Below are 21,831 nucleotides of genomic sequence, written 5' to 3'. Positions count from 1 at the left end.
TCACAGCCGCTGCGTCACGCGAACTCCATGATCACGGCATCCACAGCAAGACTGTCGCCGGCCTTGGCGTTGATCTTGGAAATCGTCAGATCGCGCTCGGCCCGCAGCACGTTTTCCATCTTCATCGCCTCGACCACCGCCAGCGTTTCGCCGGCCTTGACCTCTTGACCCTCCTCGACCGAAACCGACACGACCAGGCCAGGCATAGGGCAAAGCAGCATCTTAGACGTGTCCGGCGGCAGCTTCACCGGCATCAGCTTTTCGAGTGCGGCGATGTTGGGCAGCATCACCCTGGCAACCACGGCCTTGCCGTTCCACGCGATGCGGGTGCCGTTCAGAACAGGGCGGATCTGCGCCGAGACCGCCTTCCCCCCGACTTCGCCTTTCCAGACAGCATCGCCCGGCCGCCAGTCGGAAGCGACTGTCACAGGTTTACCGCCGGCAATCGCGAGATCAACTTCGATGGGGCTGGAGATCATGCCTTCAACGATCGAGACATCAAGATATTCGTCGCCGATGCGAACCACCCAGTCCGGCTTCATCGCACCGGAATGCGGCGCCAGGCGACCGACATGGCGGTCGAGGCGATCGCGGCGGAGGAGTTCCACGGCAAGCGCCACGGCTGCGATCACGCGCTGTTCGTTCGCCTCGGGCAGGCTCGGCGCAAAGCCGTCCGGATATTCCTCGGCAATGAAGCCGGTCGAGAGCCGACCTTCGCGCCAGCGCGGGTGCTGCATGAGGGCGGCGAGGAACGGGATGTTGTGCTCGATGCCATCCACCACGAACTCGTCCAAAGCCACAGACATCGCGTCAATCGCTTCGATACGAGTCGGTGCCCAGGTGCAGAGCTTGGCGATCATGGGATCGTAGAACATCGAGATCTCCGATCCCTCTGTCACGCCCGTATCGTTGCGCACGATGACGTCGCCGCTCTCACCCTCTTCCGGCGGCCGGTAGCGGGTGAGACGGCCGATCGAAGGCAGAAAGTTGCGGTAAGGATCTTCGGCATAAAGGCGGCTCTCCACCGCCCAGCCGTTCAGCGTCACGTCATCCTGGCCGATCGTCAACGGCTCGCCGGCTGCGACGCGGATCATCTGCTCCACGAGATCGACGCCGGTCACCAGTTCGGTGACAGGATGCTCGACCTGCAAACGTGTATTCATTTCAAGGAAGTAGAAGTTCTTGTTCTTATCGACGATGAACTCGACCGTGCCGGCACTTTGGTAATCCACCGCCTTGGCGAGCGCGACGGACTGCTCGCCCATCGCGCGGCGGGTTTCTTCATCCAGGAAGGGCGATGGCGCTTCTTCCACGACCTTCTGGTTACGGCGCTGGATCGAGCACTCGCGCTCGCCGAGATAGATGACGTTGCCGTACGCGTCGCCGAGAACCTGGATCTCGATGTGGCGCGGATCGACCACGAACTTCTCGATGAAGATGCGGTCGTCGCCGAACGAGCTTTTCGCCTCGTTGCGCGAGGACTGAAAACCTTCCCGTGTTTCCGCCTCGTTCCAGGCAATGCGCATGCCCTTGCCGCCGCCGCCGGCCGAGGCCTTGATCATCACGGGATAGCCGATCTCGCCGGCAATCTCGACCGCATGATCGGCATCGCGGATTTCGCCGAGATAACCCGGCACCGTGCTGACCTTTGCGGCGTTGGCAAACTTCTTGGACTCGATCTTGTCGCCCATGGCCTTGATGGCCTTCGGCTTCGGACCGATGAAGATGATCCCCTCGGCCTCAAGCGCTTCGCAGAACGATGCGCGTTCGGACAGGAAGCCGTACCCGGGATGCACCGCCTGCGCGCCCGTCTGCGTGCAGGCTTCGATGATCTTTTCAGGCAGGAGATAGCTCTGCGCTGCGGGCGCCGGTCCGATATGCACCGCTTCGTCCGCCATCTCGACATGCATGGCGTCGCGGTCGGCATCCGAATACACCGCGACCGTCTTGATGCCCATCTTGCGTGCGGTCTTGATGACGCGGCAGGCGATCTCGCCGCGATTGGCGATCAGAATCTTATCGAACACTTGCTAGATCCTCCTCAGCCTGCCCCTTTTATGGCCTCCATCACGCTCGTCAAGCAAGCCTAACGAATGTTTGGTCGCCATCAACGCGCTGACCTCTACGGCGAGAACAAAGCCAAGAGCGTTCATCGGGCTTGATCCCGATCCGGAAACCTGAGACCTCTGCCGTCAAGAACCGTTCGGAGATACGCTCATGAAGACCCGCGCCGCCGTCGCCATTGCCGCTGGAAAGCCGCTGGAGATCATGGAAGTCGATCTAGAAGGTCCGCGCGAAGGCGAGGTCCTCGTTGAGATCAAGGCGACCGGCATCTGCCACACGGATGAGTTCACGCTTTCCGGCGCTGACCCAGAAGGCCTGTTTCCTGCCATTCTCGGCCATGAAGGCGCTGGGATCGTGGTGGATGTCGGGCCGGGCGTGACCTCGCTGAAGAAGGGTGACCATGTCATTCCGCTGTACACGCCGGAATGCCGCCAATGCCCGTCCTGCCTGTCGCGCAAGACCAATCTCTGCACCGCGATCCGCTCGACGCAGGGTCAGGGCGTGATGCCGGACGGCACCTCGCGCTTTTCCATCGGCAAGGACAAGATCTTCCATTACATGGGCTGTTCGACCTTCGCGAACCACACGGTTCTGCCGGAGATCGCGCTGGCCAAGGTCAATCCCGACGCGCCCTTCGACAAGATCTGCTACATCGGCTGTGGCGTGACCACCGGCATCGGTGCGGTGATCAACACTGCCAAGGTCGAAATCGGCGCGACTGCGATCGTCTTTGGTCTAGGCGGTATCGGCCTCAACGTCATTCAGGGCCTGCGGCTCGCCAGTGCCGACATGATCATCGGCGTCGATCTCAACAACGACAAGAAGGAATGGGGCGAGCGCTTCGGCATGACGCATTTCGTCAATCCGAAGGAAGTCGATGGCGACATCGTGCCTTACCTCGTCAATCTCACGAAGCGCGGAGCCGACCAGATCGGCGGTGCGGACTACACGTTCGACTGCACGGGCAACGTCAAGGTCATGCGCCAAGCCCTTGAAAGCGCTCATCGTGGCTGGGGTGAATCCATCGTCATCGGCGTTGCCGGCGCGGGTCAGGAAATCTCGACGCGTCCGTTCCAGCTGGTCACCGGCCGCACCTGGAAGGGTACGGCATTCGGCGGCGCACGCGGGCGCACGGACGTGCCGAAGATTGTGGACTGGTACATGGAAGGCAAGATCCAGATCGACCCGATGATCACCCACACGCTGTCGCTGAACGAAATCAACAAGGGCTTCGATCTCATGCATGCCGGTGAAAGCATCCGTTCGGTCGTGGTTTACTGATCATGGCCGAAGTCGTCGCGGTCTGTTCCTCGTCGGAGCACAGCTTCAGCAAGCCGGTCCGCGACGTCATTACCCTTGAAGCGGGATTGGGCGTGGCAGGTGATGCGCATGAGGGCATCACCGTCAAACATCGCTCGCGCGTGGCCAAAGACCCCACGCAGCCGAACCTGCGGCAGGTCCATTTAATCCATGCCGAGCTGTTCGACCTGCTTCGCTCGAAGGGCTACACGGTCGCGCCCGGAGACATGGGTGAGAACGTCACGACAGTCGGTATAGATCTGTTGACCCTGCCGACCGGTACCCGGCTCTCCTTCCAAAGCGGTGCGGAAATCGCACTTACCGGCTTGCGCAATCCGTGCGCGCAGATCGAGCAGCTTGGGCGTGGCCTCACTGCCGCGGTTCTCGAGCGCCACGAGGATGGCAGCCTTGCGCGACTGGCTGGCGTCATGGCGGTCGTGCTTTCAGGCGGAGAGATCCGATCAGGCGACCGGATCACCGTTCAGCATCCAGCCGAGCCGCATCAACCTCTCGAATGTGTGTGATCCTTCTCGCCACACCTCACTTGATGTTGCAGCCGCAGCCGCCACATTGCGGCGCATGAACAAGCTCATCCTGACCACTGCCACGGCCCTTTCCCTGTTCCTTGTCGGCTGCTCCGACGATCAGGCCGCCGAAGCCAACCCACCCGCAAGCGAAACGCCGGCACAGCCAAGTAAGACACAGCAGGCGCTCGACCGGCTGAAGGAAGCCGCCGACCTTGCCGGCGATGCGGCACGCGAAGAAGCCGTGAAGCTACGCAAGCAGGCGCAGGATGCGCTGGAAAACAGCGGTCCTCTCCTGGATCAGGCACGCGATATGGCCAACCAGTTGCGCGGCCGCCTCGACACCTATGCCGATCAGGCAGCCAAGGACCTCGGTGCGGCTGGGCAGGATCTTGAGCGTCGCATCCGCGAAGCTACCGGCACGCCCGTTCCGCCCACCAGCCAGCCTGAGGCGGTGCTTTCGCCGCGTGACAAACTGAATGCAGATACGCGTGCAGCCGCCACGCCGCGTGCCGGTGGGGCAGCTCCGGACTATGTCGGCGTATGGGCACAGTCGCCTGCGGCTTGCGCCAAGATCGATCAACAGGACGCCACCAGCTTCGCGGTGATCACGCCAACCACGATCCGACGCGAGGACAGCGTGTGCAACATGGCCGGTCCCAGCCTGGTCGATGGAAAGGCAACCGTCCAGGCCTCGTGCTTTGCCGACGGCAAGGAGATCGAGGAGGAGATCCGTCTCGAGCTGCCTTCTCAGGAAACACTCAGGATCGCGACGGCGGCTTCCTCGGACAGCGCGGCCCTAACGCGCTGCCACCTCCCGGATTGACCACCAGGCATGACCGAGACTGCATCCACTCAGATCCTCGTCGATGCCGACGCCTGCCCCGTCAAGGATGAGGTTGTCCGCGTGGCGGAGCGCCACGGGCTTGTGGTCACCTTTGTCTCCAATGGCGGCTTGCGACCCTCACGTGACCCCATGATCCGGCACGTCGTCGTGCCGAAGAGTGCCGACGCGGCCGACGACTGGATCGTGGACAACAGCAACGCAGGCGACATCGTCATCACTGCAGATGTGCCCTTGGCAGCGCGCTGCGTGGAACGCGGCGTGCATGTGCTTGGTCCAACCGGTCGCCCTTTCACGCCGGAGTCGATCGGCATGGCGGTGGCGATGCGGGATCTGAAGCAACATCTGCGCGAAACCGGCGAAATCCGCGGCTTCAATCCAGGCTTTTCGGCCAGGGATCGTTCCGCTTTCCTCAGCGCGCTCGATTTGACGGTGCGGCGCGCAGGAAAACGCTAGCAGTCTTGCTGCTATAAGGCACCGATGCTAGCATCGTGATAGCAGAGGAGACTGTCATGCCGAGCATGTTGGTCAGGAACATCCCCAAGGACGTGCTGGAGGCCTTTCAGCGGCGCGCCAAAGCGGCAGGTAAGTCCAGCGAGCAGTTTGCACGAGAGGCGATCCTGGAGCGGGCGGCCATGACGGTCGAGGAAGCTTGGGCGAAGATCGACGCTCAACGCGCGACCATGCCGCCCCTCACCGGCGGTGAGTGGGAAGCGATCTGGACGCAGGCACAACGCGAACGGGACGAAGACGGCGTCAGCGTCAACGGCGCCAATGATCATTGATGCAAGCGTAGCCATCCCGTGGCTGATCGAGACGCCATTCTCTCCGGCAGCACGGGCATTAAGGCCGCTCACGCCGACCGCTCCAAGTCTGCTGATGCTGGAAACCGCAAACGTGCTTCTGAAGTACCAGCGGCAAAGTCACCCAACGTTCGACATCGTCGAGACGATGAAGCTGCTGCGCGTCATCATCCCGAACTTGGTCGACGACCAGCTCCTGCTGCCCTCTGCCATTAAGTTAGCTGAACAAGCCGGACATAAGATATACGACTGCCTGTACCTTGCCCTCGCCTTGCAGACCGCTCAGCCGCTCGCGACGGCAGACAAACGCCTCGCGGTCATTGCTGAAACTCTATCGATCAAAGTTCACCTCATAGAAGCGAACGCATGAAAACCATCTCCACCGCAAAGTCGCACGGCGGCATCCAAGGCGTTTACGCGCATCACTCCACGGCTTGTGCCTGCGAGATGACGTTTGCCGTGTTTGTCCCGCCGAGGTCCGGCACGAAGCCGCTACCGGTGTTGTGGTATCTGTCCGGCCTCACCTGCACGCACCAGAACGTCTTGGACAAGGGCGAGTATCGCCGCCTGGCAGCGGAACTCGGGATGATCATCGTCTGCCCGGATACGAGCCCGCGCGGCCAGACCGTTCCGGATGAGCCTGACAATTGGCAGTTCGGCTGCGGTGCCGGCTTTTACCTCGACGCCACGCAGGCTCCATTCAGCGCCAACTACCGCATGTATACCTATCTCACCGAAGAGCTTCCGGCGCTGATCGCGTCCGAGTTCCCGGTGGACATGGATCGGCAAGGGATCTTCGGCCACTCCATGGGCGGCCATGGCGCCCTCACCCTCGCTCTGAAGAATGCCGGTCGCTTCCGCAGCTGCTCGACTTTCGCGCCGATCGTGCATCCGAGCACAGCCCACTGGTCCACAGACGCTTTCACGAAGTACTTGGGCGAAGATCAGGCCGCCTGGCGCGCTTATGATGCGGTGTCGCTGATCGAGGACGGTAAGCGCTTTCCCGAGTTCCTGGTGGATCAGGGAAGCGCCGACAGCTTCCTCGACAATGGCCTGCAGCCTTGGCTACTGGAAACCGCCTGCAAGGATGCCGGCATCCCGCTTACGCTCAACATGCGGGAGGGCTATGATCACTCCTACCACTTCATCTCTACATTCATGGACGATCACCTCCACTGGCATGCGCAACGGCTTGCTGTTTGAGGACGTGGTCTGATCCCCGGGAACTTGCGGGCTGTGAGGACGTTCAACAAACGACACTCACTGATCCGCTTATAAAGGAGATCGCTATGTTTCGTGGTATCGCGCTTTGGCTGCTGGGAATTCCGATCCCGATCATCATTCTGCTGCTGATCTTCCTGCGCTGAACCACGTTCCTCGCGCATCTGACAAAGGGCTGGCCATGTGCCGGCCCTTTTGCTTTTCGCATCACTGAGCAGGCATGTGAAAGGTTCCTTAACCTTAACCGAGTGTAATCAGGCCACCTCCCTCTGTGATCTCGACAGGTGTCTGGCTCGTGCAAAGCACATCCCAATCGGCCGTACTTGGACGTCGCAAAGAACCGCACACGATCATCATAGCCCGGGGTGAGTCGATCCGGCACTTCACGATCCGCCCGTGGGTTGCCGCGCTTCTCGGTTGCTGCCTTGCAGTCGTTGCGATGGGTTATCTTCTCGCTACCAGCTATCTCGTTCTTCGCGACGATCTTATAGGTGCAAGCGTCGCGCGGCAGGCTCGCATGCAGCAAGCTTACGAGGATCGCATCTCCGCCCTACGCGCGCAGGTCGATCGCATCACCAGCCGTCAACTTCTCGATCAGCAATTGATGGAAAAGAAGGTCGGCGAGCTGATCGAACGGCAAACGACACTCACCGAGCGACAGGGCGTGATCGCCCCTATTCTGGAGCGTGCCGGTGCACTGCCTGCTCCCGAAAAACCGGAGTCTGCGCTCAAAAAAGCGGAGCTGGGGACGGTTTCGCCGAAAAAATCCGGCTTCAAAGCCTCGCAAATTGCCGCTTTATGGAAGACCCGCACCGAAAATCTGAACAAAACGCCGGCCGAACAGGCTGATCTGACGTTCCTGACCATCACCAAGTCGCTGCGCAGCATCGAGGACGATCAGCTCAAGCGGTTGGAAAGCCTTGCCGAGGATGCGTACCAGACAGCCGACACCATTTCGGAAGCGCTGGCGTCAGCCGGGCTTGAGATCGACGTCGATTACGGCAAAGCGGATGTCGGCGGCCCGTTGGTGGTGCTCGACAAGTCTCAGGTGTTCGACGCAAGGGTGCGCGAACTGGATGCCGCCTTGCGCATGCTGGACACTGTAAAGGGCCAAGCGCGCGGGCTGCCAATATCCAACCCGGCGCCGGGCCGTCCGGTCTCCTCCAGCTTCGGCGTCCGGCGCGATCCCATCATCGGCACGGCGGCGCTGCACTCCGGGATGGATTTTCGTGCCGGGATCGGCACCGCGATTCGGGCTACAGCGTCCGGTACGGTGGTCAGCGCGGGTTGGGCCGGCGGTTATGGCCGGATGGTGGAAGTCGATCATGGCAAGGGCTTCACCACGCGCTACGCCCATATGAGCGAAATTCTGGTCACGCCGGGCGACACGATCGAGCGCGGCACTATCGTCGGAAAAACCGGCAGTTCCGGTCGCTCGACCGGGCCCCACCTTCACTACGAAGTGCGCAAGAATGGAACGGCGCTCGACCCGCTGCGCTTCATCAAGGCCGGCAAGCAGGTTCAGTCTTTCCTCTAACGAAAATGGCGGACGAAGCCGCCATTTTGAGGTTTCGAAAACGAATGCCCGATCAGTCGATGTCGGCGACCGGCTCTGCGGCTCCGCCATTGATCTTGGCCGAAAGCGACGCTTCCATGAAGTCGTCGAGTTCGCCGTCCAGCACATCGGACGGGCTGGTGCTTTCGTGCCCGGTGCGAAGATCCTTCACGAGCTGATAGGGCTGCAAGACGTAAGACCGGATCTGGTGGCCCCAGCCAATCTCGGTCTTGGACGACTCAGTCGCGTTTGCTGCCGCCTCCCGCTTCTTCAGCTCTTCTTCGTACAAACGCGAGCGCAGCATTTCCCACGCCTTGGCACGGTTCTGGTGCTGCGAACGGCCAGCCTGACAGGCTACGGCGATGCCAGTTGCCAGATGGGTGATGCGAACGGCCGAGTCGGTCGTATTGACGTGCTGACCACCTGCGCCGGATGAGCGGTAAGTATCGATGCGGACATCCGATTCGCTGACCTGGATCTCAATCGAATCGTCGATGACCGGATAGACCCACACGCTGGCGAACGACGTATGGCGGCGCGCGTTGCTGTCATAGGGCGAAATGCGCACCAGACGATGAACGCCCGACTCGGTCTTAGCCCAGCCGAAGGCATTGTGCCCCTTGATCATGAGGGTAACCGACTTGATGCCGGCTTCTTCGCCGTCATGCAGTTCGAGGATCTCGACCTTGAAGCCACGGCGCTCAGCCCAGCGCGTATACATGCGCATGAGAATGGACGCCCAGTCCTGGCTCTCGGTACCGCCGGCGCCCGAATGCACTTCGAGATAGGTGTCGTTGGCATCCGCCTCGCCCGACAGAAGTGTCTCAATCTGACGCGCTGCGATCTCGCCCTTCAGCGATCGGATGGCGGCTTCGGCTTCTTCGATAACTGAGCTGTCGCCCTCTTCTTCGCCGAGCTCGATCAGGCCGATATTGTCTTCCAGACCCTGGCTGAGGCTACGCACAGCCTTGATGCTGTCGTCGAGCGACTGGCGCTCGCGCATCAGCTTCTGCGCTTCCTGAGGATCATTCCACAGCGCCGGATCTTCGGCGCGCATGTTGAGGTAGTCTAAACGCTTGAGGCCCTGATCCCAGTCAAAGATGCCTCCTCAGCAGGCCAATGCCCTGCTTGATTTCGTCGACAATCGATTGCGTTTCCGCACGCATGAAGTTCCACCTGCAAATCGTTCGGGGATGATTGCGCCGGACCATAGGGAGGCGTCCGGCGCCTGTAAAGAAAAAGGCGCGCCGGTTACGCGACGCGCCTGCTTCCAGCGAGGTCGTGCCGGCTCAGTAAAGGCCGCCGGCACCCGATGTGATGGCGCGATTGGCCGATGGCGAGATGGTTTCACGCGACTGCTCCGCGCCGCTCTCATCCATGCCGATGACCCAGTAGCTGTCGGCGGGGCCGGTGCCGGGCTTGAACGCTTCCATGATCGTGCCCTGCTGGCCCTCTGCCGCACGCATGCCGGTCTTACGGTCGATGGCAATCAGCTTCATGCCTTCCGGTACGCGGAAGTCGACGATCGGCGTGTCTTTCAAAGCCTCGGCCATGAACTCCTTGAAGATCGGAGCCGACAAGCCGCTGCCGGTGGCGCCTTTGCCCATTGGGCGCGGGTTGTCGTAGCCCATGTAAAGGCCGACCACGAGATCAGGCGAATAGCCAACGAACCAGGCGTCGCGTTCATCATTGGTGGTGCCGGTCTTACCTGCCAGCGGCCGTCCGAGTTCGGCGATCGTCGTGGCCGTACCACGCTGGATCACACCTTCCATCATCGAGGTGATCTGATAGGCCGTCATCGGATCGAGGACCTGCTCGGAATTGTCGATGATCGTCGGCTCAGGCTGATTGTCCCACTGCTGCGCGTTGCAGTTCTCGCAGGTGCGCTCTTCGTGGCGGAAGATGGTGCGGCCGTAGCGATCCTGAACCCGGTCGATCAGCGATGGCTTGATCGACTTGCCGCCGTTTGCCATCACAGAATAGGCCGAAACCATGCGCATGACGGTGGTTTCGCCCGAGCCGAGCGAATTCGAAATATGCGGCGCCATCTTGTCGTAAACGCCGAAGCGTTCGGCATATTCGGCCACAAGTTCCATGCCCATGTCGTTGGCCAGACGAACCGTCATCAGGTTGCGCGACTTCTCGATGCCGGTGCGCAGCGTCGAAGGACCGCCTGAACCACCGCCATAGTTCTTCGGCTCCCAAACGGAGTTGCCGACCTTGATGCTGATCGGACCATCCATCACCACGGACGCCGGGGTGTAACCATTGTCCAAGGCAGCCGCGTAAAGGATCGGCTTGAAGGATGATCCCGGCTGACGCATCGCCTGCGTGGCACGGTTGAACACGGAGTTTGAGTAGGAGAACCCGCCCACCATGGCCAGCACGCGGCCGGTATGCGGATCCATGGCGACCATGCCGCCCTCGATCTGCGGCGGTTGGCGGAGGATCAGGTTCTTGGTGTCGCCTCCCTTGGGCTCGACAAACACGACATCGCCGGGGCCAACAACATCGGCCGGCGACTTTGCCGTCACACGCTTGCCATTGGCGACATGGCGCATCGCCCACTTCATGTCGGCTGCTGAAACGAAGCCCTCGTTGCGCTCAGCCTTCAGATCGCCCGAGACTTCACGGCCGGGCTTCAAGCCGACAGTCAGCCCATCCTTACCGGCCTTCAGCACGACTGCAAGCTGCCATTCCGGAACGTCGTCCAGACCTTTGACTTCGCCCAGTGGCTTGCCCCAGTCGCCTGCGACATCGATCGACGTCACAGGGCCCCGATAGCCGCGAAGCGTATCGTACTTGATAAGGCCATGCTGCAAGGCGCCGCGCGCCATGCGCTGCATGGTCGGATCAAGCGTGGTGCGCACCGAAAGACCGCCTTCGTACAGCGTGTCCTCACCATATTTGGCGATGATCTGGCGGCGCACTTCTTCGGTAAAATATTCGCCTGCGAAGATGTAAGTGCCGCCGCGTCGCGGCTTGACGCCGAGGTCGGTTGCCTTGGCCTTGTCGCCTTCTTCGCGCGAAACGTAGCCGTTCTCGACCATCTGGTCGATGACCCAGTTGCGGCGTTCGAGCGCGCGCTCGGTGTGGCGGAAGGGATGGTAGTTGGTCGGACCCTTCGGCAAAGCAGCGAGATAAGCGGCATCCGCGACGGTCAGCTCGTTCACCGACTTGTCGAAATAAGTCAGCGCTGCACCGGCGATGCCATATGAACCGAGACCGAAGAAGATCTCGTTGAGATAGAGTTCGAGAATGCGATCCTTCGAATAAGCCTGCTCGATGCGGAAGGACAGCACGGCTTCCTTCACCTTGCGCTCCATCGTCTGCTCATTCGTCAGCAGGAAGTTCTTGGCGACCTGCTGCGTGATGGTGGAGCCACCTTGCGTCGGTCCTCCCTTCATCGCCACGAGCACGGCACGGCCGACGCCTTCGATGTCGATGCCCGGGTGCGTGTAAAAATTCTTGTCTTCTGCCGACAGGAACGCTGCCTTGACACGATCGGGGATAGCCTGGATCGGCAGGTAAAGGCGACGCTGGCGCGCAAACTCAGCCATCAGCGCACCGTCAGATGCGTGAACGCGCGTGGTTACGGGTGGCTCATATTTCGCGAGCACCTCGTAATCCGGCAGATCCTTGGCGAGGTTCGTGATGTAGAGGGCGACGCCTCCGGCCGCCAGCAAAGCCAGCGCTACGCCTACACCAAAGAAGTAGCCGATCAGCCTAATCATTCCCACTCCAGTCCAAGGATACCGCGAAGCGCGTCGGCGAAAGCCGAGCAGAATCGTGCGACGCAACACTCGGTGTGGCGATTAACCCGGCCGATATGGGCAAAATACGGCAAACTCGTTCTTGCCGCTGCCTTCTCGGATTAATCGAAACGGTGTGCTTTCGCGGCAACCCTATATCATAGGCTGGCTAGGAATCTAACCTCTGCTACCGATGCGCGGTCCTGCAAACTGCACAACGGCATCCACGATGCCCTTGGCAGCCTTGGAACGCCACTCGCTGTCCAGCAGGTGCTTCTCGTCGCTCTCGTTCGAGAGGTAGCCGAGTTCGATCAGCACGGACGGCACGTCCGGCGCGCGCAGAACCCGGAAACCAGCCATGCGGTGGGGATTGTTGATCATTGTCACCGACTGCTTCAATTCCCCGACCAGGGTCTTCGCAAAGCTCATCGAAAAGGAGTGCGTCTCGCGTCGGATGAGGTCGACCAGGATGTCGGCGATCTGATGATCCTCGTCCTCGATCTTGATGCCCGCAAGCTGGTCGGACAGGTTTTCGCGCGTGGCCAAGGCGGCCGATGCAGCATCCGAAGCGCGATCAGAAACCGTGTAGACCGTCGCGCCGCTGATCCCCTTCAGGCGGATCGTGTCGGCGTGGATGGAGATGAACAGGTCGGCATTCTTTTCGCGAGCAAAGCGAACGCGCTCGTCGAGCCGCAGGAACTGGTCACCATCGCGGGTCAGGATGATGTCGAGATCGCCGACCTTCGCCAGCTGGTCTCGAAGCTCCCTGGAGAATGCGAGCGTGATGTCCTTTTCCACCGTGCCGGACAGGCCATTTGCACCGCCATCGATGCCGCCATGTCCGGGGTCGATCACGACGGTGAACCGCTTTTCAGCCTTCTGCGCCGTCTGTCCTTCAGCGTTCTTCGGCAGCGACGGTGTGGTCGATCCGGTTGATGTCGCTTGTTCAGCCAGAGCGGCATCGAAAAGCTGCTCCGACGCTGCTTCGAGATCGAGCACCATTCGGTTGCCGGCCTTTTCTTCATTGGCCAGCATGTTGAAGTCGACGATCTTGAACGGACCCTTGGCGCTCACCACGATCCGCGACATGCCCTCGCCGATCGGACCATATTTGATGCCGGTGATGAGACCGCGGGGCTTCAAGGCCTTCTCGTCAAAACGGAAACGGGCTTCCGGCAGATCGATCACGAGGCGGTGCGGCGAGCGCAGCAGCATCAGCTTGGGCTCGGCTTCGACATCGAGGCTGAACAGCATGCGTGTTTTCAGCGAATCGCCGGCGATTGCGAGGTCGCGCAGTTCCAGCGGCTTGGCAGTAGCCGGCTGCGCAATCGACAGCGCCAACCCCAGTCCCAAAGCAAGGACTGCGCTGGTGAGAGTTGTCCAGACACCCTCGAAAATGCGGAAGTTCATACGCCCCTCGTCGCCTGCCGCAGGTTAGGCCAGAGCCCTCGTTGAGCCTGAAAACGGCACCTTTGAGGCTGGCTTTGACCCATCGATAGTTAAGCACAGGTAATCGACGATGGTTAAGCGAGCGTTGCCGCTCGAGCGATGCGTGCCCATATGAAACAGGTCGGCGAAAAAGGTTGCTTTAGGACAACCCAAATCATACAAGCGAGACTGGGTGACAGCAATGTCGGTCCTGTTTTGGACCTGATGGTAGCTAGGTTCGCGTGCCGTACACGCTTCCGTCGTACGCCGTGAGCCACGCCGCAAGGCGGGCAACAGGCGTCGTTTTTGCCCCAACGTATTTCGGCTCGGCATCTCAAATTTTATGAGGCCGGGTTTGAGGAAAACGGCCGGATTTTTCTGCGCCGGCTCATTTGAGCGAACAAGCTGGTCCGGCGCCCTGCCGGGCTCGATTTAATCTTTTCGCGAGGAACGCGATTGGTCAGCGCATATCAGGTCCCCTCCAATCGAAACCGCGCCGCGTTGGCTGCGGTTGGAGCCGACCATGCGCACCGGTTGTGGATCGCGGACGTGACAATATCCGGCACACGCGTGCCGTCCAGCCAGGAAGATCCGCCTTTGATGGCGTCCCGGTGGCCGGTTGCCGGGGAGATCTTTGATTATGCCCAACAAGATGCTGATAGACGCCTCCCACCCGGAGGAAACACGGGTCGTCGTTACCCGCGGTAATCGGATCGAAGAATTCGATTTCGAATCGCAGGACAAGAAACAGCTTCGCGGAAACATCTACCTCGCCCGCGTGACGCGGGTGGAGCCGTCGCTTCAGGCGGCTTTCGTGGAATATGGCGGCAACCGCCACGGCTTCCTCGCTTTCAGTGAAATCCATCCCGACTACTACCAGATCCCGCTGGCCGATCGTCAGGCGCTGCTGCGCGCAGATGCTGAAGCGGCTGAAGCCGAGGAACAGGAAGAAGAAGAGGAACGCTCCGGCGGACGTCGCCGTCGCGGCCGCAACGGCAAAAACCGTCATCGCGAAGACGATCGCAAATCCGCTTCCTCGGAAGGCGCAAGGGGCGAAACCGCAGAGGGCGAGTCGAACGGATCGAACGAGACGCTCGCCGAGATCGAGCCGTTTGAGAGCGCGTCCTTCCTGTCGAATTCCTTCAGCTCGGCCGCGCTAGCGGAAGCGGAGGAGAACGCCGCAGCTGAAGAGCGCGATGCTGTCGAAACCGGCGACGCGCCTGCTGCCTTGCAGGAAGACGCATCTGCCGACCAAGAAGGCGGTAATTCGTCGGAAGAAGACGACCAGAACCACGACGAGCCATCGAAGGATGGTTCCGGATCGGCCATGCCGGCTGTCATCGAAGGCGAAGTCATCTCGGAAGAGCTGACGGAAACGTCCAGCTCGGAAGCAGACGACCGTGAGCCCGAAGCACTCGGCAACGCGGAGAGCGACGAACCGGCTTCCGACGACGCCGAGCAGGATCACGAGGATCCGGCGGATGAAGTCGAGTCCGTCGGCGCCGAAGATGCGATCGAGGAAGCGCAGCCGCGTCGCCGCGCCAATCGCCGTCAGTACAAGATCCAGGAAGTCATCAAGCGCCGTCAGATCCTGCTGGTGCAGGTCGTCAAGGAAGAGCGCGGCAACAAGGGTGCTGCACTCACCACCTATCTGTCGCTGGCTGGCCGCTATTCCGTGCTGATGCCGAATACCGCTCGTGGCGGTGGTATCTCGCGCAAGATCACCAACATCCAAGACCGCAAGCGTCTGAAGGATGTCGTCAAGGAGCTCGAAGTTCCGCAGGGCATGGGCGTGATCCTGCGCACGGCCGGTGAAAGCCGCACGAAGGCCGAGATCCGCCGCGACTACGAATATCTGATGCGCATGTGGGAGAATGTCCGCACGCTGACGCTGCAGTCCACGGCCCCTGCCCTCGTTTACGAGGAAGGCTCGCTGATCAAGCGGTCGGTGCGCGACCTCTACAACAAGGATATCGACGAAATTCAGGTGGCCGGCGAGCAGGGTTATCGCGAGGCCAAGGACTTCATGCGCATGCTGATGCCGAGCCACGCCAAGGTGGTTCAGCCCTATCGCGACACCGTGCAGATCTTTGCCCGCAATGGCATCGAGGCGCAGTTGGATCGCATGCTGCAGCCGCAGGTGAACCTGAAGTCGGGCGGTTACATCATCATCAACCAGACCGAAGCGCTGGTTGCGATCGACGTGAACTCCGGCCGCTCCACCAAGGAGCATTCGATCGAAGACACCGCGCTCCAGACCAATCTGGAAGCAGCCGATGAGGTCGCGCGCCAGCTCCGTCTGCGCGATCTTGCCGGGTTGATCGTGGTCGACTTCATCGACATGGAGGAGAACCGCAACAACCGGGCCGTCGAGAAGCGCATGAAAGATGCGCTGAAGAACGACCGTGCCCGCATTCAGGTCGGCCGGATCTCGCATTTCGGCCTGCTGGAAATGTCGCGTCAGCGCATTCGCGCCAGCGTGCTGGAATCCACGACGCAGACCTGCCCGCATTGCGGCGGTACTGGCCATATCCGTTCCGAGTCATCGGTCGGATTGCATGTGATCCGCGGCATCGAGGAGTATCTCCTCAAGGACAACCGTTCGCACATTACGGTTCGTACGCCGGTTTCCACCGCGCTCTACGTGCTCAACCACAAGCGTTCGACGCTGGTGGAGATGGAAAAGCGTTTCGGCGTCACCATCTCGATCGAGGCGGATGAAACGCTGGGCACGCAGCATTATGCGATCACTCGCGGCGCGGCCGTCGAGAACCCGGTGATCATTGCACCGCCGAGCTACGAGCCGGTTGTCGATGAGCTCGACGACGAGCCAATGCAGCCTTTCGACGACGAGCTCGACGATGAGATTGTCGAGACCGAGGCGGAAAGCCAGGACGAAAGCGAAGCGAAGGAAGGTGAGCGCGACAGCGATCGCAAGCGCAAGCGCCGTCGGCGCCGTCGTGGTGGACGCGATCGCGATGCCGAGCACGTCGTGACGCCTGCCGTTACCGGCGATCATGGCCTGGCTTCCAACGCCGATGAAGCGCCGGCTGCCGATGAGGATGCGGAGATCGGTGCTGAGCCTGTTGAGCCCGATGCGGAAGCTGAAGGTGACAACAAGAAGCGTCGTCGCGGCAAGCGCGGCGGTCGCCGCAATCGTCGTGAAGACGGCGAGACAGGCGACGAAGCCGTCGCAGCGCAGGATGGTGACGAGGCTGAAACGGCCGCCGCACCGGATGCCGAGCAGGCCGACCTCGCAGAGGTGACGGCCGAAGCCGCTGCCGGGATCCATCCGGAAGGCGAGATTCCAGCTGCCGAGGAAATCGCGCCAGAGTCGACGCAGGAAACCGCGGAAACGCAGCCTCTTGCAGTCGATTTGCCGACGGAACAGGCTGCAGCAGAAGCCTTGACGGGCGACGCGGTTGCCGCTCCTGAGGAGGCCCCCGCTCCCGCTAAGCGTCCGCGCGCACGCCGTAGCAGGAAGGCAATTGCGGCTGAAGAAGCAGCGGCACCCGCCGAAAGCACCTCTGAAAACGTGGTTTCCGAGGCGCAACCTTCGGAAGCGGCTGCTGCGCCGGAACAGGCGCCGGAACTGCAATCCGCTGCATCTGCAGAACAGGCTGAACCGGACGCTGCACCTCAAGCGGAAGAGTTGACGGAGGAGCCCGTTCGTCGGTCGCGCCGACGGACAACTGGGTCGGACGAGCAGGCTGAACCTGTTGTGACTTCGACCGGTTCGAGCGAGGCTACGGAAGAAGCGCCGGCGCCGCGCAAGGGCGGCTGGTGGCAGCGCAAGAGCTTTTTCTAAGCAATCTCCGACGCGGAACGCGTGTTTCGCAGCACAGAAACAGCGAGTGGCCGGGGCATTTCCCGGCCATTCGACTATATGGGGTACTTCTAGCGATAGATGACGAAGCCGCTGCGATACATCGGCCAAGGGTCGTAGCGAAGCGTTTCGCGTCGTGCATCACGACGGTCGAGTTCCAGTCGCTGGAGGCACTCGGCAAAAGCATCGTTGCGCTTGGTGAAGCCATAGGAGCGGCACTCCGCTTCGTCACGAGCGCGACGTTCCTCGGGCGTGATTGTCTGGCAGCCGGCGGCGACAAGAGCCAGACCCAGCATCATCCATATACCCTTGCGCATCGCCATCTCCCACATTCGCTTAAGCATGATCTGGGGAGATCCCGCGGCTCAGGCAAGTGCGGGGATCAGCTTCGCTCAGAGAGCCAGCGTTCGATGCGGGTCGTGGCCTCGATCATTTCGTCCATGCTTCCGGCATAGGAGAATCGCATGGTGCGGTGTCCCTCGCCGGTATCGAAATCGATGCCAGGCGTGGCGGCGACATGGGCCTGCGCGAGCATCGCTCTGGCGAAATCCATGCTGTCATTGGTGTGACGCGACACGTCGCAATAGGCGTAGAACGCACCATCCGGTGGGGCAGCGATGCCGAAGCCGAGTTCAGGCAGTCGCTTGAGCAGATAGGTGCGGTTAGCTTCGTAGCGCGACTTGATCGGCTCCAGAACCTCCTGCGCCGTCAAGGCCGCAACGGCTGCGATCTGTGACAACTCAGGGGCGGAGATATAAAGACTTTGCCCGATCCGCTCGATCGGCCGCACCAGATGTTCAGGCAGAACCATCCAGCCGATGCGCCAGCCGGTCATGCAATAGTATTTGGAAAACGAGTTGATAACGGTGACGTTGGGATCGAAGGCGAGAGCCGTCACATCGGGGCCGGTATAACAAAGCCCATGATAGATCTCGTCCGAGATCGTCGAGATCCCCAGCTCCGCTGCCGTTTGAACCAAGTCGCGCAGCGCATCTGCTGGGATTACGGCGCCGGTTGGATTAGCCGGGCTTGCGAAAAGCAGACCGTCGAGGCGGCTCTCGGCATGGACGGCACGCAGACGCTCGGCCGTAAGATAAGGCTCGTGGCCGAGCGAAATCTCGGTGACTTCAAGCCCCAATGCGCGAAGAATGTTGCGATAGGCCGGATAGCCGGGCGCAGTGATGGCTACGCGATCACCGGGATCGAACATTGCCAGAAATGCAAGGTTGAAGCCGGCTGACGAGCCGGTGGTGACGGCGATGCGTTCCACCGGAACAGACACGCCGTAATGATTGGCATAATGCCGGCTGAGGCCTTCACGCAGGCTCCGCAGACCCAGCGCGTCGGTGTAGCCGATGCGCCCATCCTTCAACGCACGCGCTGCGGCTTCCCGCACGATCTCCGGTGCTGGATCGGACGGCTGACCGACGGCCAAGGAGATAACGGAGATTCCGGCCCCGCGCAGACGATTCGCTCCCGCCAGAATATCCATGGCATGGAAGGGCTCCACGGCGCTGCGAAGCGATGGCGAGCGGGTGAAAGGCTTTGGCGACTCGATCATGGCGCCGCACAATTGCCGAAATGGTATGAGGATCACAAGTTCACGAGTAACCGCAGCGTGTTTTTCTTTCCCCCGCATCCTTCGTTACCAGCATCGATCATGATCCGAGCCAGTCTGCAGCGATTGAAGTCTTCCAAGCGCGGTGCCATCGCAGGCCTTCTCGGCGCTGCGCTGGTTCTTCCGGGCATTGCGCCTGCGGCCGCCCAGAGCCGCAATGTGCCGATCGTGCGCGACGCCGAAATCGAGGCACTGGTCGCCGAGTATGCCAAGCCGATCCTCAAGGCAGCCGGGCTAGGAAACTCCGGCATTCGCATCGTTCTGGTCAATGATCCGAGCTTCAACGCCTTTGTGGCCGGCAATCGGATCTTCGTGAATACCGGCGCCTTGATGACGGCGGAAACGCCCAACGAGATCATCGGCGTTCTTGCCCACGAATCCGGCCACATTGCAGGCGGCCACCAGCAGCGTTTGCGTGATCAGATCGCGCGCGCGCAAACGGCGGCCGTGGTCGCCGGCATCCTCGGCATGGGCGCAGCTGTGGGTGGCGCGGTGTCGGGAACAAACGGGCTCGGCCAAGCCGGCATGGGCGTTGCCATGGGCAGTTCCGAAGTGGCCCGCCGCAGCGTACTTGGCTACCAGCGTACGGAAGAGATTACCGCCGACCGTTCCGCCATCCGCTACCTCGAAGCGACCGGACAGTCGGGCAAGGGCATGCTATCGACGTTCCAGCGCTTCCAGAATGCTTTGGCGCTCGCGGGTACGCGTGTCGATCCTTACCAGATCAGCCACCCGATGCCGCGTGATCGCATCGCCAACCTGACCGAACTCGCGCAATCCAGCCCTTATTTCAACCAGGTGGACGCTCCGGAACTGCAGCAGCGGCATGACCGCATGCGCGCAAAGATTGCCGCTTACACGCGCGACCAGGGTGCTGCGGGCCGCTTGTTCAAGGGCGACCGCAACAACCCGGCGACGGCTTATGGCGACGCCTTCACGACCTTTCTTTATGGCAGCCCCGCCAACGCGTTGCAGAAGGTCGACGCGCTGATCAAGACGATGCCGAAGAACCCGTATCTGCATGAGCTTCGCGGCGAAGTGCTGATGCGCGCCAACCGGCCGGGCGAGGCAGCGACGGCATTCGCAACCGCCGTCAAGCTCGATCCCAATCGCTCCGGCATTCTGCAGGTCGCCTACGGGCAGGCGCTTCTGGCGACCGGCAAGCCGGACGCCTTGAAGCAGGCAACAACTGCCTTGCAGCAGGGTCTCGACCGCGACCGCGAATATATCAACGGCTACAAGTTCTTGGCACAGGCCTATGGCCAGACCGGCGCGATCGGTGAAGCCGAATTAGCTACGGCCGAGGGCCACTATTATTCCGGCAACTACAAAGACGCGATGATCTTTGCCGCACGTGCGCAACAGCGGCTGAAGCGAGGATCGCCCGGCTGGGTCCGTGCGCAGGACATCATCTCTTCGCGGACCAAGCTGAAGAATTAGTGGCTCGCTCCGCACCATAGATCGTGAAGGCTCAAACTATGCAGAAGATCATTCTGGGACTAACCGGCACCGTGATGGCGCTCGCCTTGCTTGGCGGCGGCTATGCGGCCGGTCGGGTTCATGCGTTTTCGACGGGAGAGCCTGCCCCGGTTGTGGCGCAGGTGGACAACCGCGCGCAGACCGAATCGATCATCAGGGATTACCTGCTTTCCAATCCCGAAATCCTGGTGGAAGTTCAGACTGCCTTGAACGCGCGCGATCAGGAAGCGCAGCAGAAGCAGCAGGCGGACGTTCTTAAGAGCGAAAAGGCCGCGATCTACCAGTCGGCCAATGATGCGATCATCGGCAATCCCAAAGCGACCAAGACGGTGGTCGAGTTCTTCGATTACAATTGCGGCTACTGCAAACATGCGCTGGCCGACATGCAGGCCATGGTGCAGGACGATCCGGACCTGCGCTTCGTGATGAAGGAATTCCCCATCCTTGGCCCGGATTCACAGCAGGCCCATATGGTTGCCGCCGCCTTCAAGCGCGTAGCACCTGAGAAATATGCCGAGTTCCACATGCGCCTTCTCGGCGGCAGCGGTCGCGCCGGGGAGGCCTCGGCCCTGCGTGTGGCCAGCAGCATGGGCGTCGAAGAGGCAACCTTGCGAGAGGCCATGAAGGACCCGGCCATCATCGAAGAGTTCACGCGGACCTTCGAGCTCGCCAACAAGCTCTCCATCAGCGGAACGCCGGCTTATGTTATCGGCAACGAAGTGGTTTCGGGCGCAATCGGCGCCGATGCGCTGAAGAGCAAGGTCGAAGCGGCAACGGCGATCAACTAAGCCATCGCTCTTGAACGGGAAAAAGCCCTGATCGCTCTTTTCGATCGCGGTGCGGGCCCTTATAGAGGGCGCGGTTGTGCCTGCAAACGCGGGCGCCGGGAAACGTGATGTCGAAGCCGATCTTTGTTCTCAACGGTCCGAACCTCAACATGCTGGGCAAGCGCGAGCCCGGCATCTATGGCGGCAAGAGCCTGGGTGCGATCGAGGCGGATTGCAGCGCCGAGGCGCAGGCGCTCGGCCTCGTCATCGACTTTCGGCAAACCAACCATGAAGGCGTTCTGGTCGACTGGATCCAGGAAGCCGGCGACACTGCCGCCGGCATCGTGATCAATCCGGGCGCTTACAGCCACACTTCCATCGCCATCCATGATGCGCTCCGCTCGATCGGTGCGCTTCCGGTGGTGGAGGTCCATCTTTCCAACATCCATGCCCGCGAAGCCTTCCGTCACACTTCCATGGTGTCGCCGGTTGCCCTGGGCGTAATCTGCGGTCTCGGACCGATCGGCTATCTGCTGGCGCTCAGAGCCCTGGCGGCACGGTCATGAGCGACGCAGAGACTATGACAAAGGACACAACGGACATGGCGAACCAGCCAAACGGCATCGATCAGCAACTCATCCGCGATCTCGC

General features: G+C 61.2%; 18 protein-coding genes. 12 read left to right on the top strand and 6 right to left on the bottom strand.

The window, feature by feature from the left end:
- Positions 1 to 14: 14 nt before the first annotated feature.
- The gene (locus RTX98_RS08990; RefSeq protein WP_312796076.1) at positions 15 to 2,027 is read right to left on the bottom strand and encodes an acetyl/propionyl/methylcrotonyl-CoA carboxylase subunit alpha; all 2,013 of its coding nucleotides are present in this window, start codon (positions 2,025 to 2,027) and stop codon (positions 15 to 17) included.
- A gap of 190 nt (positions 2,028 to 2,217) precedes the next feature.
- Between RTX98_RS08990 and RTX98_RS08985 the strand changes: the two genes are divergently transcribed.
- The 8 genes from RTX98_RS08985 to RTX98_RS08950 all read left to right on the top strand — a co-directional run bounded on the left by RTX98_RS08985 (position 2,218) and on the right by RTX98_RS08950 (position 8,292).
- Positions 2,218 to 3,345 (top strand): S-(hydroxymethyl)glutathione dehydrogenase/class III alcohol dehydrogenase, encoded by a 1,128-nt coding sequence (locus RTX98_RS08985; RefSeq protein WP_312796074.1) that lies wholly within the window; start codon positions 2,218 to 2,220, stop codon positions 3,343 to 3,345.
- A 2-nt stretch (positions 3,346 to 3,347) separates the two neighbouring features.
- Entirely contained in the window at positions 3,348 to 3,887 is a 540-nt protein-coding gene (locus tag RTX98_RS08980) for an MOSC domain-containing protein (protein ID WP_416223093.1), read from the top strand.
- 55 nt (positions 3,888 to 3,942) lie between these two features.
- A complete protein-coding gene (locus RTX98_RS08975) occupies positions 3,943 to 4,713 on the top strand; it encodes a hypothetical protein (protein WP_312796073.1) in 771 nt (256 codons plus the stop codon).
- A gap of 9 nt (positions 4,714 to 4,722) precedes the next feature.
- The gene (locus RTX98_RS08970; protein ID WP_312796072.1) at positions 4,723 to 5,187 is read left to right on the top strand and encodes a YaiI/YqxD family protein; all 465 of its coding nucleotides are present in this window, start codon (positions 4,723 to 4,725) and stop codon (positions 5,185 to 5,187) included.
- A 56-nt stretch (positions 5,188 to 5,243) separates the two neighbouring features.
- Positions 5,244 to 5,516 (top strand): FitA-like ribbon-helix-helix domain-containing protein, encoded by a 273-nt coding sequence (locus RTX98_RS08965; RefSeq protein ID WP_312796071.1) that lies wholly within the window; start codon positions 5,244 to 5,246, stop codon positions 5,514 to 5,516.
- On the top strand, positions 5,506 to 5,904 hold the full coding sequence (locus tag RTX98_RS08960) for a type II toxin-antitoxin system VapC family toxin (protein ID WP_312796069.1): 399 nt from the start codon (positions 5,506 to 5,508) through the stop codon (positions 5,902 to 5,904). The genes RTX98_RS08965 and RTX98_RS08960 overlap by 11 nt, the downstream gene beginning before the upstream one ends.
- Positions 5,901 to 6,737, top strand: coding sequence for an S-formylglutathione hydrolase (gene fghA, locus RTX98_RS08955; protein WP_312796067.1), 837 nt, complete (start codon positions 5,901 to 5,903; stop codon positions 6,735 to 6,737). The genes RTX98_RS08960 and fghA overlap by 4 nt, the downstream gene beginning before the upstream one ends.
- 313 nt (positions 6,738 to 7,050) lie before the next feature.
- Complete coding sequence (locus RTX98_RS08950; protein ID WP_312796066.1) at positions 7,051 to 8,292, top strand: M23 family metallopeptidase; 1,242 nt, start codon at positions 7,051 to 7,053, stop codon at positions 8,290 to 8,292.
- A gap of 52 nt (positions 8,293 to 8,344) precedes the next feature.
- Here RTX98_RS08950 and prfB read toward each other — a convergent pair.
- The 3 genes from prfB to RTX98_RS08935 all read right to left on the bottom strand — a co-directional run bounded on the left by prfB (position 8,345) and on the right by RTX98_RS08935 (position 13,472).
- A protein-coding gene (gene prfB / locus RTX98_RS08945; protein ID WP_312796065.1) for a peptide chain release factor 2 occupies positions 8,345 to 9,476 on the bottom strand; the annotation gives its coding sequence in 2 pieces (ribosomal slippage) (positions 8,345 to 9,409 and positions 9,411 to 9,476; 1,131 coding nt in all).
- Positions 9,477 to 9,599: 123 nt separating this feature from the next.
- Positions 9,600 to 12,044, bottom strand: coding sequence for a penicillin-binding protein 1A (locus RTX98_RS08940; protein WP_312796064.1), 2,445 nt, complete (start codon positions 12,042 to 12,044; stop codon positions 9,600 to 9,602).
- A gap of 195 nt (positions 12,045 to 12,239) precedes the next feature.
- Entirely contained in the window at positions 12,240 to 13,472 is a 1,233-nt protein-coding gene (locus RTX98_RS08935) for an N-acetylmuramoyl-L-alanine amidase (RefSeq protein ID WP_312796062.1), read from the bottom strand.
- A gap of 658 nt (positions 13,473 to 14,130) precedes the next feature.
- Here RTX98_RS08935 and RTX98_RS08930 point away from each other — a divergent pair.
- Positions 14,131 to 17,298: an Rne/Rng family ribonuclease gene (locus RTX98_RS08930; protein ID WP_312796060.1), complete on the top strand. Its 3,168-nt coding sequence runs from the start codon at positions 14,131 to 14,133 to the stop codon at positions 17,296 to 17,298.
- Between the two features lie 89 nt (positions 17,299 to 17,387).
- On the opposite strand, the gene RTX98_RS08925 is transcribed toward RTX98_RS08930, so the two are convergent.
- Positions 17,388 to 17,633: a hypothetical protein gene (locus RTX98_RS08925; protein ID WP_416223092.1), complete on the bottom strand. Its 246-nt coding sequence runs from the start codon at positions 17,631 to 17,633 to the stop codon at positions 17,388 to 17,390.
- Positions 17,634 to 17,698: 65 nt separating this feature from the next.
- Positions 17,699 to 18,877 carry a pyridoxal phosphate-dependent aminotransferase gene (locus RTX98_RS08920; protein ID WP_312796058.1) on the bottom strand — a complete coding sequence of 393 codons (1,179 nt, stop codon included), beginning with the start codon at positions 18,875 to 18,877 and terminating at the stop codon, positions 17,699 to 17,701.
- 99 nt (positions 18,878 to 18,976) lie between these two features.
- Here RTX98_RS08920 and RTX98_RS08915 point away from each other — a divergent pair, with 99 nt between their 5' ends.
- From RTX98_RS08915 to aroQ, 3 genes are all read left to right on the top strand, one after another.
- Positions 18,977 to 20,374 carry a M48 family metalloprotease gene (locus RTX98_RS08915; RefSeq protein ID WP_312796056.1) on the top strand — a complete coding sequence of 466 codons (1,398 nt, stop codon included), beginning with the start codon at positions 18,977 to 18,979 and terminating at the stop codon, positions 20,372 to 20,374.
- A gap of 38 nt (positions 20,375 to 20,412) precedes the next feature.
- On the top strand, positions 20,413 to 21,201 hold the full coding sequence (locus tag RTX98_RS08910; RefSeq protein WP_312796054.1) for a DsbA family protein: 789 nt from the start codon (positions 20,413 to 20,415) through the stop codon (positions 21,199 to 21,201).
- Between the two features lie 107 nt (positions 21,202 to 21,308).
- Positions 21,309 to 21,746, top strand: a complete 438-nt coding sequence (aroQ, locus tag RTX98_RS08905; protein ID WP_312796053.1) for a type II 3-dehydroquinate dehydratase — start codon at positions 21,309 to 21,311, stop codon at positions 21,744 to 21,746.
- The last annotated feature ends 85 nt before the right edge of the window (positions 21,747 to 21,831 follow it).

It is taken from the genome of Tianweitania sp. (genome assembly GCF_032053605.1).
In the GTDB taxonomy this organism is placed as follows: domain Bacteria; phylum Pseudomonadota; class Alphaproteobacteria; order Rhizobiales; family Rhizobiaceae; genus Tianweitania.
The sequence above is the reverse complement of the archived record's forward strand: the minus strand, read 5'-3'. Positions and strand labels throughout refer to the sequence as shown.